At 51.0% G+C, this 18,112-nt stretch carries 14 protein-coding genes; 11 read left to right on the top strand and 3 right to left on the bottom strand.

Annotated features, from left to right (window positions below):
• Window positions 1-56: 56 nt before the first annotated feature.
• Entirely contained in the window at window positions 57-617 is a 561-nt protein-coding gene (locus tag H144_RS0102730; protein ID WP_019940496.1) for a DinB family protein, read from the bottom strand.
• A 354-nt stretch (window positions 618-971) separates the two neighbouring features.
• On the opposite strand from H144_RS0102730, the gene H144_RS0102725 reads away from it, so the two are divergent.
• Genes H144_RS0102725 through H144_RS0102715 form a run of 3 tightly spaced genes read left to right on the top strand, consistent with a single transcriptional unit; the run spans window position 972 to window position 4,425 of the window.
• On the top strand, window positions 972-1,583 hold the full coding sequence (locus tag H144_RS0102725) for a DUF4136 domain-containing protein (RefSeq protein WP_026350360.1): 612 nt from the start codon (window positions 972-974) through the stop codon (window positions 1,581-1,583).
• A gap of 3 nt (window positions 1,584-1,586) precedes the next feature.
• Window positions 1,587-2,246 (top strand): hypothetical protein, encoded by a 660-nt coding sequence (locus H144_RS0102720; RefSeq protein WP_019940494.1) that lies wholly within the window; start codon window positions 1,587-1,589, stop codon window positions 2,244-2,246.
• 10 nt (window positions 2,247-2,256) lie between these two features.
• Window positions 2,257-4,425 (top strand): hypothetical protein, encoded by a 2,169-nt coding sequence (locus H144_RS0102715; RefSeq protein ID WP_019940493.1) that lies wholly within the window; start codon window positions 2,257-2,259, stop codon window positions 4,423-4,425.
• 79 nt (window positions 4,426-4,504) lie between these two features.
• Here the strand turns inward: H144_RS0102715 and pheA are convergent, their stop codons facing one another.
• On the bottom strand, window positions 4,505-5,578 hold the full coding sequence (pheA, locus tag H144_RS0102710) for a prephenate dehydratase (RefSeq protein ID WP_019940492.1): 1,074 nt from the start codon (window positions 5,576-5,578) through the stop codon (window positions 4,505-4,507).
• Window positions 5,579-5,689: 111 nt separating this feature from the next.
• Window positions 5,690-7,561 (bottom strand): DNA topoisomerase IV subunit B, encoded by a 1,872-nt coding sequence (locus tag H144_RS0102705; protein WP_019940491.1) that lies wholly within the window; start codon window positions 7,559-7,561, stop codon window positions 5,690-5,692.
• A gap of 274 nt (window positions 7,562-7,835) precedes the next feature.
• Between H144_RS0102705 and H144_RS0102700 the strand changes: the two genes are divergently transcribed.
• The 8 genes from H144_RS0102700 to H144_RS0102665 are packed head-to-tail and all read left to right on the top strand — an operon-like array spanning window position 7,836 to window position 18,104.
• Entirely contained in the window at window positions 7,836-10,385 is a 2,550-nt protein-coding gene (locus H144_RS0102700) for an SLBB domain-containing protein (protein ID WP_019940490.1), read from the top strand.
• 2 nt (window positions 10,386-10,387) lie between these two features.
• Window positions 10,388-11,485, top strand: coding sequence for a GumC domain-containing protein (locus H144_RS0102695; protein WP_019940489.1), 1,098 nt, complete (start codon window positions 10,388-10,390; stop codon window positions 11,483-11,485).
• A gap of 2 nt (window positions 11,486-11,487) precedes the next feature.
• Window positions 11,488-12,321, top strand: a complete 834-nt coding sequence (locus tag H144_RS0102690) for an ABC transporter permease (protein ID WP_019940488.1) — start codon at window positions 11,488-11,490, stop codon at window positions 12,319-12,321.
• 17 nt (window positions 12,322-12,338) lie between these two features.
• Window positions 12,339-13,595 (top strand): ABC transporter ATP-binding protein, encoded by a 1,257-nt coding sequence (locus H144_RS0102685; RefSeq protein WP_019940487.1) that lies wholly within the window; start codon window positions 12,339-12,341, stop codon window positions 13,593-13,595.
• Entirely contained in the window at window positions 13,588-14,676 is a 1,089-nt protein-coding gene (locus tag H144_RS0102680) for a DegT/DnrJ/EryC1/StrS family aminotransferase (RefSeq protein WP_019940486.1), read from the top strand. Before H144_RS0102685 ends, H144_RS0102680 begins: the two co-directional genes overlap by 8 nt.
• A 4-nt stretch (window positions 14,677-14,680) precedes the next feature.
• On the top strand, window positions 14,681-16,738 hold the full coding sequence (locus H144_RS0102675) for an ArnT family glycosyltransferase (RefSeq protein WP_019940485.1): 2,058 nt from the start codon (window positions 14,681-14,683) through the stop codon (window positions 16,736-16,738).
• 8 nt (window positions 16,739-16,746) lie between these two features.
• A complete protein-coding gene (locus H144_RS0102670; RefSeq protein ID WP_019940484.1) occupies window positions 16,747-17,445 on the top strand; it encodes a WbqC family protein in 699 nt (232 codons plus the stop codon).
• 2 nt (window positions 17,446-17,447) lie between these two features.
• Window positions 17,448-18,104, top strand: a complete 657-nt coding sequence (locus tag H144_RS0102665) for an acetyltransferase (RefSeq protein WP_019940483.1) — start codon at window positions 17,448-17,450, stop codon at window positions 18,102-18,104.
• The last annotated feature ends 8 nt before the right edge of the window (window positions 18,105-18,112 follow it).

The raw sequence follows: 18,112 nt of genomic DNA, 5'->3' as shown, positions 1-18,112 counted from the left end.
AATTTAAATTATAAACAATAGGTAGTTGCCTATTTTTACAAAATTTCATGCAAGTATCAGTAGTAATCTGCGGAATTGTCATAGTCCGAACGGTCGCCGTAAGCGCCATAATCGTCATCTTCTTCCAGGCGCATGGATTTCGCTGCTTTTTTAATGAGTCCGATCTGGCCTGCGTGGTACACGTCGTGCTGGATCACGCCGTGGATCAATGTATAATAGGAGTAGTCGCGGCCGGGCACGAATTCTTCCAGGAATGTATCGTCCTCGATCTTTTCGAGTTCCGAAATAAGTTCTTCCTGTGACAGGCTGAGTTCCATTTGGATCGCTTCCCATTCGAACTCGTCCACTACCGGGAATTTCTTCCAGTCCTTATCTTGCGTTTTAATGTCGAACTCGGCATCGCCCTGCAACTTGCGCACGGCGAAAATGCGCCACGTGGTCATGTGGTACACGATTTCAGCGATGGAATGGGTGTTGGTGCTAAGGCGCGTTTCGGCCATTTTCGGCGTCACATCGCGCAGGGCTTCCACTACCGACGGCCCGTACCATGCTTCTTCGCTTTCGTAGGTGTCGTTGAGTACATCTATGATCCTTAAAATCTCTTCTTTTGATTCCATATCTTTAAATTAAACAGCTGCAAATTTACACGGATTCGGACGAACATTATCCAAATGCGTATCCAATATTAAAGAGACAAATTTCAGGTTTCCATACTCTCCTGATGCGCGGGCCTTCCAACCATTTACGGAGCGACACCGTCACCTTTGTAAGTTCGTGAGTTTAAACTTGATAAGTCCATACCACTTCATGCCGTCCCAAAGGAGCGTTTAAACTCATCAACTCTGAACTCCCGAACTTTTAAACTCATTGACTCATAGACTCACAAACTTTAAACTCATGAACTCATAGACTCATAAACTTTAAGCATTTCAATTTTCGTTTATTTAACAAATTTTAAAATACATACTCAAATGTTCAGAAAAGCCTCTTTCCTCTTATTGATAGTTGGCCTGGGGTTGATGTCGTGCTCCAAGGACCCGATCAGCGACCTTTCCAATGAGGAGTCATTGGTATACATCACCAACCACGATCAATCCGCCAATTTCAGCCAGTATAAGACATTCAGCATCGTGGATTCGGTACTGATCGTCGAAAACCAGCGCGCCGGCACGTCCCTGGACGACATCGACCGGGCCATGCTCCAGCGGCTCATTACCAACATGCAGAATATGGGTTACAAATACGTAAGCCGTACACAGAACCCCGACGTGGGCATTAATGTGTCGTGGATTACCAATACCTACCTGAATGTCGTTTCGCAGCCGCTTTCGTCGTACTACGGCGGTTATTGGGGCGGTTACGGCTACGGTTACCCGAGCTATTACAGCTACTATGAAACCAGCGAAAGTTCCTGGCTCGTGTCGATGCTGGATTTTAAAAACCCGCAGACAACGCCTTCCGGCAAAACTTTCAATGTGATCTGGGACGCGCAGATCCGCGGCTCCGCGATCGGCGACCAGAGCCTCATCGACAAAATGGCGGATTCCATTTTCGGACAATCCGAATACCTCAAAATCAAGTAACCCATGAAACGAATCATCATCATTGCCCTCTTTCTCGCGGGCGTAATACCCGCGCTCGCGCAGGACAAACCCCGGCTGTATACCATTGCCTCTCCGTTTGAACGCTACACCCATTACCTGGCCACCGTCCGCTACATGGGCGCCGTGCCGATGGGTTCCTTCAAAGACAATTATATCGACAAGTCCTCATTTCAGAATGCTTCCATTTCCATTGAATGGGTGCTGAGAAATACGCCATTCTCCGTCGGCGGCGAGATCGGTTCCACCTATTTTGAGAAACGGGTACCGCGGGCTTTGTACGATAGCGAGGACGGCACGATTTCGGCCGTACAGACGCGCACCGTGTCGCAATACCCGGTGGAATTGTTTGCCAATTACCTTTTCCTGCCCCGCAACTCGCAGGTACAGCCTTACGTGCAGGTGAGCAGCGGCGCGAGCATTCTCGACTATACGATTTACTACGGAACACTGGCGGCGCAGGACCAAAAAGTGCGTTTCAAATACGGCGTCGGTGCCGGTTCGCGTTTTTTATTTAAAAAGGACGGGACGTTCGGGGTCGATGTGCGTGTCAAGTATGATGGCACCGCTTACAAGTTCGACTACATCGACAAAGGCATCTCATCGGTGAGCGGCTCGATCGGTCTGTTCTATCGTTGGTGGTAAAAAACGCATCGTGACACATAAAAAGAAGGTTTTGACCAAAACATCGCTTATCTGGATCAGTGGCATCCTCGCATTTCTGATCGGTTCCGGGCTCTGGGCCTGGAACCGTTTTGGGCCCAGCAGCCACAAAACGTACGTCCAGGTTACAGAGGGCTTCCCCACGGCCCGGACCCTCGACTCGGCGTCCAATGCCTGCGATCTCGAAATCAGGAGATACCGGCAGATTGGCCGGGAAATGCAGTTCGAGCTCGCAGCCAATGCGGGCGGACTTTCTCCCTATGACGTCAAAATCACCCAGAACGGGCAAACGCAAACCTTCCAGGCCGTACCGCACCGCTACGGCACGTGGCTCACAATCCCTGGTGTAAAAATCACCGGCGGCGAGGCGCAGATTCAGATATCCAGCCTTGGCCAGCAAGGCTGCCAGACCACCGCCGCATTCAATTTCGACGCCGCGCTGGGCAATGAAGTGGCGGATGCCAAAGAATGGATCAGGCAGGGAAGCAAGGACAACTGGCTCGACGTGCGCCCGGTCCGCCGGGATGGCAAGCTCTATCTCCGCGATTTTGCCAATTATAATGACAGCCGCACGAAAGTCGTCATGATCGACGGCATTGTCGTGAATGGGCTGGAAAACGGTATCGAAGTAAAACCCGGCTACCTGTACTCCGTCATCGCCCGCTGGATCGATGCGCCGTACAACGACTGGTGGAACCCCGCCAAAAACCGCACGGTACGCCAGCAGAATATCTGGATCGCCGGCAAATCCGAAACCGCTTCGGGCAACGCATTGACGCGCATTAATATCCCCGACTGGTTTGCCCCCTCACGCGGCATTAATGTAGATTTCGACACAAAATTCCCTGAATTCGAGCCTGTCAAAGGCAAACTGGTGATGCAATACCGGCTGAACAACTACGTGCCTGCCGACAATTACTACAAGCGCGGTATCACACACATGGCCAATACGGACAGGGAATACCCGGCCGAAAAGATGCATTATACGGCTACACCCAACTATTTCGGCGATAAGGACGAAAAATGGTTTGCCAGCCTTTCCAAAGAACAGGTGGAAGCCCTCGCGGGCGTACCCGGCTTCGGCGTGTATGCGTACGATTACGAATTCTGGAACCAGCATTATCCCAAAGAGGTGATCCAGCGGCTCATCTGGTTTTCGAGGGTCGTTAAAAAGAACCACCCAAACATGCACCTGATGGATTACTGGGGCGGTGGGGCTTATACCAACCCGCACATCAACACGGTAGGCGGCGCCGATCCGAAGAAATTCATGGGCGAGTATGCCGATCCGAAGTCCAACAACCCGAACTTCGATCCGCTCCCGAACGGCGACAGCTTCCGCGACGTGTTCAATACCACGCCGATCGATGTATATCCGAAACCGATGTTCGCGATCGACAATGCGGGTAACTCCCCAAACAACTTCGTGCTGCTTTCGGCGATCCATTCGCTGCGCATCAACAAGCTCCTGCCCTATCAGAAGAACAACAAGTTCATCTTTTACGGCTGGAACCGGTACATGCCGCTGTACAAAGACCCCATCGTGCCCTGGAACTACCAGCTCACCGATCCGAAAGGCGAGCTCATCATGAACCAGCTCGAAATGATGCCCGCCAGCCAGGCATTGAGTTTCTCGCTATTCTCCCTCATCCTTTTCGACGGCTACTACCTCTGGCACGACGGCGCCCCGAGCGCCCGCAACCCGAATGCCTACAAACTATCCAAAGACATGTGGGGATGGGGCTACGAATGGTACCCGGCCGACGGCAAAACGCCCGAAAACGAAGTGGGCCGCAACACGAGCGGCGGCACGGCAGCCACCTACTGGGATTTCCCGACCGAATATTATGCATTGGGTAACTGGATGGCCAAGCAGGTCGAAGACGTACTCACCGGCGGCCAGAACCAGGACCTGCCGTTCCAGCTCAACGGTCAGTGGGTCCAGCCCAAAAAGGAGCAGGTATTACTGGCCATCGACGGCAAGCAGCCATTTGTCACCTCTATCGTGAAAGGTAACCAGATCGTCGTCTTGGCTGTGGATTCGTTCCAGCAGCCTTCGGCACAGCGGAAAATGAAGGTGCGGCTGCCCGACGGCGTCGAGACCGAGATCGAGGTGTACGGCAACTGGCCGTCGCTATACCGCGGGACTTTGAAGAAGTAATTTTTGGAATGCCTTATCATGCAGAAAAGCTCACTGGAACGGTGAGCTTTTCTGCATGATTATAGCCGATATGAAATTGTTACGCCACTCTGACATAGCTTCCCAGCCATTTCAAATGCGTACCGTATTTGTGCATGATCTCCTGCACCTTCGGATCGTCCATATGCCCGAGAAACTCCACCAGGAACCATGCCCGGAACGACGCCTCGCCGCGTAACGGCCGGCTTTCGATCTTCGTGAGGTTAATGCCGCGGTCGTTGAAATCTTTCAGGAATTCGTACAGCACACCGGGACGATTGGTATTCGGCAGGTTGGCGATGACGGTCGTTTTGTCGTCGCTGCTTTTTACATTGGTAAAATCTTTCGCCAAAATCAGGAAGCGCGTCTGGTTCTGGTCGCTGTCTTCGATATTGTCAAACAGGATAGGCACCCCGAAAAGCCGGGCGGAAATGGACGAGCAAATGGCTGCTGCCTCCGGTTCCTCGGAAGCGAGCTTGGCCGCTTTGGAAGTGGAATCCACGGCCACGAGTTCGATACCCATACCTTCCAGGTATTCGCTGATGAACTTCCCGCATTGCCGGAATGCAATGTCTTTCGAATAGATCCGCTTGATCGATTTCAGGTTGTCCGATTGCGACGCGAAGGTAAAATGCACTTTCAGCAGCATTTCCGCCACGATGGACAGGTTCTTTTCACGCAGAAAATCGGCCGTTTCCACCACCATGCCTTCCTGGTTGTTTTCAATCGGCACCACGCCGAACTTGGCGCGGCCGGTTTCCACACTTTCAAAAACGGAATGGATGGTAGGCAGTACCAGGTATTCGCTCATCGCTCCGAAACGGCTTTCGGCTGCCTGGTGCGTAAAACTTCCCTCGGGCCCCAGGTAGGACACCCGCTCCGGCAGTTCCAGGTTGCGCGACACCGCGAAGATTTCAAAGAAAATGGCGTCGATCGCCTGACGGGTCAGCAGCCCATTATTATGTTTTGCCAGCCGGTCGAGAATTTGCTTCTCTCTTTCGGGCCGGTAGATGATCGACTGCGAGGACCTTTTCAGCTCACCTACCTTCTTCACGAGCTCCATGCGCTCGTTCAAAATGCTCAGCAACTGATCGTCCAGCCCGTCGATCCTGTCTCTTAAATCCGTTAATTCCACAAATACACTTTAATAATGATGATCAAAACCGGGAGGTGCGTTTACACAGTTCATTAAAGAACTTCCGGTTTCAATATTACTTGACCTGCCCAAAGATAATGCACCCCGGGCCTAACCTGCGAGTGCGAGTTCTTCGACGTTCTTCTCTACTTTCAGGTTATCAATGATAAAACGCTGTCTCTCAGGCGTATTTTTACCCATAAAATAACTCAGGAGTTTTTGAATGGACGTCTCCTTTTGCAGGATCACCGGTTCCACACGCATATCTTCGCCAATAAACCGGCCGAATTCCTCCGGCGAAATCTCACCGAGTCCTTTGAACCGGGTAATTTCGGGTTTGTTGCCCAACTTCGCGATCGCCGCCTGCTTTTCCTCCTCGCTGTAACAATAGATGGTTTCCTTCTTGTTGCGGACGCGGAACAATGGCGTTTCGAGCACGAACAAATGGCCGTTACGCACCAGGTCCGGGAAGAATTGCAGGAAGAACGTCATCAGCAGCAGGCGGATGTGCATGCCATCCACATCGGCGTCGGTGGCAATGATAATGCGGTTGAAACGCAGGTTTTCCACGCCGTTTTCCACATCCAATGCGTGTTGCAGCAGGTTAAACTCTTCGTTTTCGTAAACGATCTTCTTCGTCAGCCCGAACGAATTGAGCGGCTTACCACGCAAGCTGAACACCGCCTGCGTCTGAATATCGCGCGATTTGGTGATCGAGCCGCTCGCCGAGTCGCCCTCGGTAATGAACAATGTCGTTTCGTAGCGCTGGTCGCTTTTCAAATCGGTGAGGTGCAGGCGGCAGTCGCGGAGTTTTTTATTATGCAGGTTTGCCTTTTTCGCGCGGTCGTTCGCTAATTTTTTGATACCCGCCAATTCCTTGCGCTCCCGCTCCGATTGCTCGATTCGTTTCTTCAACGCATCGCGCGATTCGGGGTTCATATGCAGGAAGTTATCGAGCCGCTCTTTCACGAAATCGTTCACGAAAGTCCTGACAGTCGTGCTGTTAGGATCGGGCGTGATGGTATTGGAACCGAGTTTGGTTTTGGTTTGGGATTCAAAAACCGGCTCTTGCACGCGGATCGCAATGGCGCCGATGATGGACGAACGAATGTCTTCCGGCGCGTAATCCTTACCGAAATGTTCACGCACCGCCTTCACAACCGCCTCCCTGAATGCAGCGAGATGGGTACCTCCCTGTGTCGTATACTGACCATTCACGAAAGAATAGTATTCTTCACCATATTGGTTGCCATGAGTCATCGCCAGTTCAATGTCCTCGCCCTTCAGATGGATGATCGGATACCGGAGCGTTTCCGCGTCGGATTTGCTTTTCAGCAGGTCGAGCAAGCCGTTTTGCGAAAAGTATTTCTGCCCGTTGAAGTTGATCGTCAATCCCGCATTCAGGTAGCAGTAATTCCAGATCATATTATCCAGGTATTGCGGGATGTACCGGAAATTTTTAAAAATGGTGCCATCCGGCTCAAACGCCACGTGGGTACCATTACGCTGGCTGGTAGGGCCTTCCGGCGATTCGCTCAGCAATGCGCCCTGGTTAAACTCCGCGCTCTTCGTCTTGCCGTCCCGGAACGATTGTACCTTAAAGTGGCTCGAAAGCGCATTCACGGCTTTCGTTCCGACCCCGTTCAGCCCGACGGATTTTTGGAACGCGCCGGAGTCGTACTTACCGCCGGTATTGATTTTAGAGACACAATCCACCACTTTGCCCAGCGGAATGCCGCGGCCGTAGTCGCGCACTTCCACGCGGTGCTCGGAGATTTTGATTTCGATCGTTTTGCCATTGCCCATCATGTGTTCGTCGATCGAATTGTCGACTACCTCCTTCACGAGCACGTAGATACCATCGTCCACCGACGAGCCGTCGCCGAGCTTTCCGATATACATCCCGGGCCTCAGGCGGATATGTTCTTTCCAGTCGAGCGACCGGATACTGCTCTCGTCGTATTGAACATTTGTACTTTCCATATTTATAACTATTCTTTTAGGAGATTCCTGCTTTTGGAACCGGTATTTTAATAATTTGAATCTTTTGTCGTTACCCTGTTATACCTTTGCGGGGCTTTGTGCGAACCGGGCCCGATTAATAGAAATTCTTTAAAAATAGGAAAAATCTAATTTACTTTGCCATGATATACACTACCACAATATTGCGTGTACTCGAATCCCAAATTCAAAAATACTAGTCTTATACATAGTTTTAATGAATTTTCAGACTTTCAATAGTACAATAATTCTTCTTATGAACAGATCCACGTTGGCTAAAAGTTATAAATCTGTACTTCCCTATTTCCTGAGTTTAATCATTTCGTTACCCGCTTTTTCACAGGTTACCGCTCCATCGGCGCCGTCGGGCACAGCAGCCCCTACATCGACCGGTGCGCAGGGAACGCCGCAGTCAGGTACGCCGCGAGGTAACTCCGGCAATACCGGAACCGGCAATTCCACATCCGGCCCCGGCGGCCAGCAAGGCAATTCGCAGCAAGGCGCAAACCAGCAGGGCGGCAACCAGCAGCAAGGCAATCAGCAGCAGGGAAACGACGGCCAGGGAGGCGATAAAGGGAAGAACGCCGCGAACCAAAACGGCCAGAGCGGCGAAGGCGGTGAACAGAGCAAGATCAACACCAGCACCAGCACCACGCTTACGCCCGAGCAGCAGGCCAAGGAAGCGCTTCGCCAGAAGATCTACGGTTACTCAATTTTCGCGGATAAAAACCTCGCTCCAATACCTGACTTACAAGTAGTTACCCCTACAAACTACATTGTTGGCCCAGGCGATGAACTAAAAATTTACCTGTACAACTACGCGGAAAGCACTTACGAGACGATCGTCAACAAGGACGGGTTCATCAGCATTCCGCGCGTCGGGAACGTGATGGTGGCCGGCCGCACGATCGACGAAATCCGTAAAATCCTGATCGACAAATTTGCCAAATTCGTGCCGGGCATGATCGGTACCGGCGGCGAAACGGCCCGCACCAAGCTGATGGTAACCCTCGGCGAAGTACGTTCCGTGAAAGTATTTGTAACGGGCGAAGTGATCAACCCCGGCACTTACACGGTATCCTCGCTGTCGTCGGCATTCAATGCCTTGTACCAGGCCGGAGGGCCTAATGAAATTGGATCTTTCCGCGAAGTGCGTGTAGTGCGCCAAGGCAAGGTAGTTTCCAAAATGGATATCTATGACTACCTCGTCAATGGTAAAATCGATGGCGATATCCGGGTACAGGAGAACGATAATATCGTAGTAGGTTACTACCTGAAACGGGCGGAAATCGCCGGTATGGTGAAGCGTCCGGGTATCTACGAACTCAAACCGGAAGAGAAACTGGGCGATGTGATCCGTTATTCGGGCGGTTTCAGCGACAAAGCTTACCGTGCACGTTTGAAAATCCAACGCATCACTTCAAAAGAGCGTAAGATCCTCGATGTAGCCGAAAGCCAGTACGACAGCTTCGAAATGGCAACCGGCGACTCGGTCAACGTGGAGACTGTTCTGGACCGCTACGAAAACATTGTGACCATCGAAGGTGCCGTAATGCGTCCGGGCGAATATTCATTGGACAACAGCCCGTCCCTGAAAGTGCTCATCGAAAATGCGCAGGGAATGCGCGAAGATGCATTCGTGGGCCGCATTAACGTACTCCGCACCCGCGAAGACCTGACGATCCAGACGATCCCTATCAACTACACCGACGTGCTGAACGGCGTTACGCCGGACCTCGTGCTGACCCGCCTCGACCAGATTATCGTGCCTTCGAAATTCGAAATGGCCGAAACGGCGTACGTGAGCGTGGAAGGTGAAGTGAACAATACTAAAATCGGCCAGAACGAAGGCAAATTCCCCTATACGACCGACATGACGCTGGAAGACGTGCTGGTGCAAGCCGGCGGTTTAAAAGAATCGGCTTATACGTCGGAAATCGAGGTGGTAAGAAGAAAAAGGAATTCGGTAGCCGGTGCGGCGAATGCGCAGATTTCGGAGGTTTATAAATTCAATGTAAGCCGCGACCTGTCACTGAATGCGAAAGCGACCAATTTCGTACTGTTCCCGTTCGACCAGGTGATCGTTCGTAAGTCGCCTAATTACGTGGAGCAGCAAACGGTATTCGTGGAAGGCGAAGTGCTCGTGACCGGCCCGTACACCATTATTAATAAAAACGATAAGATCAGCGACATTATCAAAAGATCCGGCGGCCTCACGGAGCTGGCATACCCGGAAGGTGCAACCCTACTGCGCCGCACAATCGTGAAAAACCTCGACGAGGCCGTGAACTACGAGCAAGTTCAGCAGACGGAGAAAAGCATTAAACAAGGCACGCTGACCGGCGATCTGCCTAATGTGAAGGAAGAAAAAATTGGTATCGTGCTGAAAAACATCCTGAAAAACCCGGGCTCATTCGAAGACCTGGTGGTGCAGGAAGGAGACATTATCCGCATTCCGAAACGCCTCGAAACAGTTCAGGTGACCGGTTCGGTACTTTATCCGACAACCGTGAAATACGGTAAGGGCATGAACTTCTCGGATTATATTTCACAATCGGGTGGCTTTACCGTGCAATCGCTCAGAAAGAGCTCTTACATCAAATATCCAAACGGAAATATCGACCGCACACGCAGATTCCTGTTCTTCAATGTGTACCCGAAAGTGCAGCCGGGATCGGAGATTTTCGTTCCGACACGGGCCGCTCCTGCGCTTAACACGCAGCAAACCATTTCGACCGCTACAACCTTGTTGAGCTCGATCATGGGACTTATCGTAACAGTATTGGCATTCCGAACCATCAGATAATCATGGCGACAGCGAACACACATCAAATTCCGGACGACGAACTATCCCCACAGGATGTCGTAGAGAAAGTACTGGTAGTCAAAAATGCATTGATCCGCAACTGGCCGTGGCTTTTGCTGCTGCCGGTGGTCGGCTTCGGCATCGGTTACGGCATGGATACTTACCAGAACAAGCCGCCTACCTACGAAGCGACCGTCGTGTTCAACCTCGGTGCGGCAGGTGCCAGCTCGGGCTTTGGCGACGTGGCGGGCCTGCTGGGTCTCGGGGCACAGCCGGATGCAAACATTTTTACTGGAGAAAACTTCTTCTACTTCGTGAAATCACGCCCCGTATTGGAGCGTAACCTCATGAAAGAAGTGGAGATCAACGGCAAAAAACAGATCTTCGCCAACTTCTATATCGATTCCAGCGGTATCAAAACTTCCGACTGGGCCGATTACCCGGATTTGCAGAAATTCCATTTCGAGACCAACGACGTGAAGAAAATGGACCTCAACGCACGCATTAACCTGAACTCGATCGTGAAGCGTGCCGCCGAGGCAACAGAGATTGCATCGCTCGACCGGAAATCGTCATTTACGCAGATTTCCACCAAAATGGAGAACGAGCACCTTGCAGGTATGTGGGTAACCACGCTGCTGGAAACGGTGGAAGAAATGTATACCGAAAACCAGACACAGAAAACGCGCAAGACGCTTCGCCTGCTCCAGAGCCGCGCCGATTCCCTGGCGTCGGTATTGGGTATCGCAGAACATAAACTGGCCCGACAGCTCGATTACAGCGCCCAGATCATGATGCCGGAAGCCAAAGTATCGGCTACCAGTATGGAACGGAAATCGTCCTTCCTGCAACAGCTGTACTACGAGGCAATGGCCAATGCCGAAAAAATGCGCGTTTCCCTCGTCAAGGAAGCCCCGCTTTTCACGGAAATCGAAGGTATCAAAGTCCCGCTGGACGTGAAGTATGAGGACAAACGGAATGCAAAAATCGGTGCGCTGGCAGGTTTGATGATCGCGCTGATCCTGACTTATTTCAGAACCGTGTTCTCGACACCCACTACCCCTACCACCACTGTACGCAAGGAGGTAGTAACGGCATAATCATGGCAACTCAACACTCTATTACGATCAAGGCCGGTGGTTCTGAAAAAGATTACTGGAAAGACCTCTGGCTGAACCGTCAATTACTCTGGATACTCTCGAAACGGGACATTTCCGTTCGTTATAAACAAACGCTCCTGGGCGTGGCGTGGAGCGTATTGCGCCCGCTCATGACGATGATCGTCATGGTATTCGTGTTCAGCTACCTGGCCAAGATCAAAAGCGACCCGGGCGTTCCCTACCCGCTGATGGTTTTGAGCGGATTGACGATCTGGACCTTTTTTGCCAACACATTTACCCAGATCAGCAACAGTATCCTGATCAATTCCAACCTGGTTTCAAAGGTTTACTTCCCGAGGCTGCTTATGCCGCTGAGCTCGATCGCCGTGGGTTTTGTCGACTTTTTGATCACTTTTGTCATCTTTCTCGTCCTGACGGCATTCTTCCAGCACCCTATCAGCTGGCAAATCGTGTTTCTTCCTTGCTTCATTTTACTTACATTTATTACATCAATGGGTTTTGGCCTGTTTTTTGCGGTGCTGAATGTGCGCTTCCGCGATATTGGTCAGTTAATTCCGTTCATGGTTCAAGTAGGGATGTATGCATGCCCGGTTGCGTACAGCAGCACGCTGGCACAAGGCACATGGTTTGAGAAATATTACAATCTGAACCCGCTCGTTGGGATCATCGACGGTTTCCGCTGGTGTCTCCTGGGAGATAAAGCATATTTCAATCCGGATAGCCTGTATTCCACCGCGGCCATTTCATTGATTATACTGATCATGTCGCTGATCTATTTCCGCAAAAAGGAGAATACTTTCGTTGATCATATCTGAAACATTTACTCTTGGGCATGTCTGTAATCGTAGCTGAGAATATCAGCAAAAAATATATCATCGACCACCAGCGCAAAAACGGCTCGTCCGGTTTACGTGACATTGTTTCCGATACGGTTAACAAGGTTTTTTCACGGAAACAGGATAACGGATTTGCGGAGAAAGAGGAGTTCTGGGCATTACAGGACATCAATTTCAGCATCGATAAGGGCGACCGGATCGGCATTGTGGGGCATAATGGTGCAGGAAAATCGACCCTGCTGAAAATCCTCAGCCGCATTACCGAGCCCACCACCGGTCAGATCAAGATCGACGGCCGCATTGCCAGCTTGCTCGAAGTAGGTACCGGTTTCCACCCGGAACTAACCGGCCGCGAGAACATCTTCCTCAACGGTGCCATTCTGGGCATGTCGAAAGGCGAGATCCGCCAGTCGTTCGACGCCATCGTCGATTTCGCAGGCGTGGAAAAATTCCTGGATACACCTGTTAAAAGGTATTCTTCGGGGATGTACGTTCGTCTTGGCTTTGCTATTGCAGCGCATTTGAACCCCGAAATCCTGATCGTGGACGAAGTACTTGCCGTAGGTGATACCGAATTTCAGAAAAAATGTCTCGGTAAAATGCGCGACGTGTCGGAAAGCGGCCGCACGCTGCTTTTCGTGAGCCATAACCTGACGGCCATCCAGGCGCTTTGCAACAAATCATTCTATTTCGAAAAAGGGCGGCTGATCGACCAGGGCGAAACCACCCATATCGTGACGAATTACCTGAGTAAGGTCTCGCACAAATCGCTGGAAAAGCATTGGGACAATATCGAATCGGCACCGGGTAACGACCAGGTACGCGTGAAGAGTTTCAAACTTTTCCCCGAATACCAGGACGACCTCAACCATATCGACGTCCGTACGCCGATCAACTTCCAGTTTGAATTCTGGAACCTCGTGGAAGGCGCCTCGCTCAACCTGAGCATGCACTTGTACACGTTTACGGGAGAATGTATTTTCAATGTAGGCACCGCCGCCGAAAGCTTCTCGAAGGGGCTCGTGCGCGGGACCTGCGAAATCCCCGGCAACTTCCTCAACGACGGCTCGTACGTGGTATCGATGATGATCGTGAAAGACACGAGCACCGTGTTGTATAATATGGAGGAAGCCCTTGTATTTGATATTGAGGATTACCGTGAAAATGTGACCTGGTATGGCAAATGGCCCGGATATATTCGCCCTCAACTCAATTTTTCCATTCGCCAATCTGAACACGTAGTGAATGATTAACGTCACTAAAACCTTTCTACCTGACCAGGAAGAATATCTGCAATATGTCCGTGGCATCTGGGAACGTGGTTACCTGACCAACAACGGACCGCTTTTACAAAAGCTTGAAGGACAGCTTAAAGAATATCTGAACGTCGACAACCTGTATTTCTGCGGTAATGGAACGATCGTTCTGCAAATCGCGATCAAGGCACTCGGGCTGAAAGGCGAGATCATCACGACGCCCTTCTCCTATTGCGCTACTTCCAATGCGATTTTGTGGGAAAACTGCACACCGGTTTTCGTGGACATCGATCCGGCAACATTCAATATCAATGCGGGCCTGATCGAAGCATCCATCACACCGGACACTTCGGCCATTCTCGCGACGCACGTATACGGCAACCCCTGCGACGTGGAGGCGATCGAAGCGATTGCGAAAAAACACAACCTGAAAGTCATTTACGACGCCGCGCATGCGTTCGGCGTTACCTATAAAGGCAAATCGCTCCTGGCTTACGGCGATCTGAGCACTTGCAGCTTCCACGCTACGAAAGTGTTCCATACCATCGAAGGCGGCGCATTAATTTACAACCACAACGATTCCGAGTTCGAACGCAAGCTGCATTTGCTGCGCGCATTCGGCCACCAGGGCGACGAACACTACGAGTTTGCCGGCATTAACGGCAAGAACTCCGAGTTCCACGCGGCGATGGGCCTGGTCAATCTCCCCCACGTACCCGCGATTATCCAGGCGCGTAAAGACGTTTTTGCCGCTTACGACAGCCTGCTCAACTGGGACATTCTCTACAAGCCCACATTGAGCGCCGACATCGAATATAACTATGCCTACTACCCGGTGGTGTTCCCTTCTGAAGAAGTAATGTTCCGGGTGATGGACGCATTAAAAGCCGATGACATCATTCCGCGCCGGTATTTCTACCCGTCGTTGAATACGCTTTCTTTCATGCCAAGGCAAATTGCATGTCCTGTTTCCGAGGATATCGCGGTAAGAGTGTTAAGTTTGCCATTATATGTGGGGCTGCCTTACGAGGACATCGAACGCATTTCCCGCATTATCAACGGTCATCTATCACCATAGTCGCATGGTCATTTTTTATTGGCTAACTTTCTTTCTGTTTTTATACGGGATCAGTTTTGTTGCAAAAAAGATTGCTCAACCCTCTCTTACGGAGCTGATCATCATATCTTTCCTACTTTTCGCCGGTAGCATTATCCCTGCCGGCTTTGTACTGTCGGCGCTGGACCTTACGGCCAATGTTTTTGCCTGGATCGGCGGTACCTACCTCGTGCTTGCATTGCATTACCTGCTCTGGACAAGGCTTGTTCCGCACAATCCGCATTACACCATTCGGGGACTGTTCGGGAACCGGGTTTCGACTTTCCGGCTCTGGACGAGGGAATTGTCGCTCTACCTGAAAGTCATTTTCGGGGCGATGTTCCTGACACTGGCGATCATCGGCATTACCAACCTGATATTGGTACTCTTCACCGCTCCCAATGAATGGGATAGCATGACGGGCCACCTCAACCGGGCTATCCGTTACATTCAGCGGGGCACGATGGAGCATTTCGGCGGGGCCAACTGGAATATGGATACCTATCCGAAAAGCCTCACGACGATCCACATTTACACCTACCTGATCAGCGGCGACATCGAGAATGCATTCAAACTCATTCACCAGATGGCGTATTATGTGACGCTGGTGTCTGTGTTTGGTATTGCACAAAGGATCGGACGGAACCTTTCGGCGAGCTTCTTCTGCGCATTGGCGTACAGCATGCTGCTGGACTTCCTGATGCAGGCCGTAACAACGGAAACGGATATCGTACTGACGGCCTACCTGAGCTGCCTGCTCTATTTTCTGTTCACCTTCTACACCAGCCGCGACAACCGCTATTTGTACCTTACCGGGCTGGTATTCGCGATGGTGACCGGTCATAAAGCTACGTTTGCATTGCTGATGCCGTCGGTATTTGTGATCATGATCTACACCGTCTTTCTCGCGCCCAATTTCAAGGTATTTTTCGAAAGGACGTTCCGGCTTGGCCTTGCCATCGCCCTGTTTGCATTGATATACACTATTCCAACGGGCTATATCCGCAATATCCAGGTTTTCGGGCACCCGATCGGGCCGCCGACGGCACGGTATCACCAATCGTACGAGCGGGCGGGCGGGCCGCGCAACCTCTTCGAGCAGGGCAGCCGCAACGTGGTCCGCTACGCTTACGATTTCTGCAACCTCGACGGGATCCGCAATGCGCAATGGGGCTATGACCTTAACACAGCTATCCGCAAGCCACTCGTATTCCTGGAAGATAAACTGCGCATGCGCCTGGACGAGGAAACGGATTTCACCATCGTGCCCTTCGCATTCCAGCGCGGATTTTATTATTACAATGCGAACCCGTACTGGGGCGTTTTCGGCTTTGCATTGATCCTGCCGATCATGCTGCTGGTCCTGATCCGTGTATTCCGGTCACGGGTGCATTTCTTCCTCGTGATCGCATTCTGCCTGAACCTGGCTACGATTTCCTACTCGGCGGCTTACGATCCGTTCAAAGGCCGCTATTTTATGGAAGCCGGGCTTTTCGGCGTGCTTTTCCTGCTTTTGCTGTTCTCGCACCACCGGTTGTCGATCATCAAGCCTCGCCGCAATGTCTGGAAGGGCTACATTATGATGGTAGTAGGCCTGGCCTGCATTTCTGCCATCATGGCGGTGTACCTGAATATCCGTTGTTTGCCGTTCGCCTCGTTCGGGATGGAATCGGCACTGACGATGGACCGCATTCCTTACCAGACCTTCGCACGGCCTGACATTACCAAAGCATACGTCCGTTTCGATTCCATTGTGCCGGAGAATGCTACCGTGGCGCTGGCGACCGTGAACAGCGACTTCGAATACCCGCTCTATGGTAAGGACCTGACCCGCAGACTGATTTCGATCAACCCGTTCGAAGAAGGTTTGCGCCCGATCCCGAAAGACGCCGATTACCTTTTTTACGCACGCTCCGTCGTCAACGACACGAGCAAGATCCGTGCATTACCTACCGACATCCGGCTCGGTTCCGATACGACATTGTATCACCGCACCTTTTTGAGTGAAAAAGGGGAGGATTATTATCTGAGAAAACTCAAATAGCCCGCACCATGACGATCGCCATCATGCAGCCGTATATTTTCCCATATATCGGCTATTTCCAGCTGATCAACGCCGTGGACAAATTCATTATCTACGACGATGTGAATTTCATCAACAAGGGCTGGATCAACCGGAACAACATCCTCATCGGCGGGAAAGCGCACATGATTACCATCCCGTTGAAGGACGCTAGCCAGAACAAACTGATCCTGGAAGTGGAATTGGCCAGGCATGAGCAATGGCAGAAAAAGTTATTGAAGACCATCCAGCAATCATATCAGAAAGCTCCCGGTTATCAAAAGGTTTTTGAACTCATAGAAGAAATCGTAAATTTAGAAGTTGAAACAATTAACGAACTAACTATATACGCATTGCAAAAAACCTGCGCGTACATGGGCATAGGCACGGAGATTGTTCCTTCTTCAACGATATATAACAATAAACACCTGAAAGGACAGGACCGCATCCTGGACATCTGTAAACAGGAACAGGCAAACCACTACATCAATCCGATTGGCGGCGTGGAATTGTACGACAAAGGCAAATTTGAAAACGAAGGAATCAGACTGGACTTCATAAAAAGTATATCTAGCCCGTACCCCCAATTTAAAAATGCTTTCGTACCTTGGTTGTCTGTTATAGACGTGCTGATGTTTAACGGTCCCGAAGAAATCAGGAAACAATTAGAGGCATACGAACTAATTTAAGAATGGCGAAGATTATCGTTTTTGGAGTACTCGACACAGCAGAACTAGCGCACTATTATTTGACCCATGACTCTGAGCATGAGGTTGTTGCCTTCACCGTCAATCGCCAATACATCGAACAGGACAACTTTCACGGCTTGCCCGTAGTGGCATTCGAAGACGTGGAAACGCTTTTCCCGCCTTCGGAGTACAAGTTCTTCGCCCCTATGACCGGCCGCAATATGAACCGGAACCGGGAAGCGATTTACAACCACGCCAAAGCGAAAGGCTACCAGTTCATTTCCTATATCAGTTCCCGTGCGACGCTTTTCAACAACGAAATCGGCGAGAACTGCTTTATCCTCGAAGACAATACCATCCAGCCCTTCACGACCATCGGTAACAATGTGGTGCTCTGGAGCGGCAACCATATCGGCCACCACGGGCAGATCAAAGACCACGTTTTCTTTACGTCGCATGTGGTGCTTTCGGGGCATTGTGTGGTAGAATCGTACTCATTCTTCGGCGTGAATGCCACCATCCGCGATTATACGACCATCGCGCAGGGAACTTTGGTGGGAATGGCCTCGGCGATTATGAAGGAAACCGAAGAATGGGGCGTATACGTCGGCAATCCAGCGAAAAAAGTACCCGGAAAGTTGAGTTACGAAGCCTATTAAGGGTCCGG

This window comes from Dyadobacter beijingensis DSM 21582 (assembly GCF_000382205.1).
Classification (GTDB): domain Bacteria; phylum Bacteroidota; class Bacteroidia; order Cytophagales; family Spirosomataceae; genus Dyadobacter; species Dyadobacter beijingensis.
This window is presented reverse-complemented; position numbering and strand designations above follow the sequence as displayed.

Coding starts and splice junctions, on each gene's coding strand:
- H144_RS0102730 (WP_019940496.1), bottom strand. CDS start 617: ATGGAATCAAAAGAAGAGATTTTAAGGATCATAGATGTACTCAACGAC.
- H144_RS0102725 (WP_026350360.1), top strand. CDS start 972: ATGTTCAGAAAAGCCTCTTTCCTCTTATTGATAGTTGGCCTGGGGTTG.
- H144_RS0102720 (WP_019940494.1), top strand. CDS start 1,587: ATGAAACGAATCATCATCATTGCCCTCTTTCTCGCGGGCGTAATACCC.
- H144_RS0102705 (WP_019940491.1), bottom strand. CDS start 7,561: ATGGAAAGTACAAATGTTCAATACGACGAGAGCAGTATCCGGTCGCTC.
- H144_RS0102700 (WP_019940490.1), top strand. CDS start 7,836: ATGAACAGATCCACGTTGGCTAAAAGTTATAAATCTGTACTTCCCTAT.
- H144_RS0102695 (WP_019940489.1), top strand. CDS start 10,388: ATGGCGACAGCGAACACACATCAAATTCCGGACGACGAACTATCCCCA.
- H144_RS0102690 (WP_019940488.1), top strand. CDS start 11,488: ATGGCAACTCAACACTCTATTACGATCAAGGCCGGTGGTTCTGAAAAA.
- H144_RS0102685 (WP_019940487.1), top strand. CDS start 12,339: ATGTCTGTAATCGTAGCTGAGAATATCAGCAAAAAATATATCATCGAC.
- H144_RS0102680 (WP_019940486.1), top strand. CDS start 13,588: ATGATTAACGTCACTAAAACCTTTCTACCTGACCAGGAAGAATATCTG.
- H144_RS0102675 (WP_019940485.1), top strand. CDS start 14,681: ATGGTCATTTTTTATTGGCTAACTTTCTTTCTGTTTTTATACGGGATC.
- H144_RS0102670 (WP_019940484.1), top strand. CDS start 16,747: ATGACGATCGCCATCATGCAGCCGTATATTTTCCCATATATCGGCTAT.
- H144_RS0102665 (WP_019940483.1), top strand. CDS start 17,448: ATGGCGAAGATTATCGTTTTTGGAGTACTCGACACAGCAGAACTAGCG.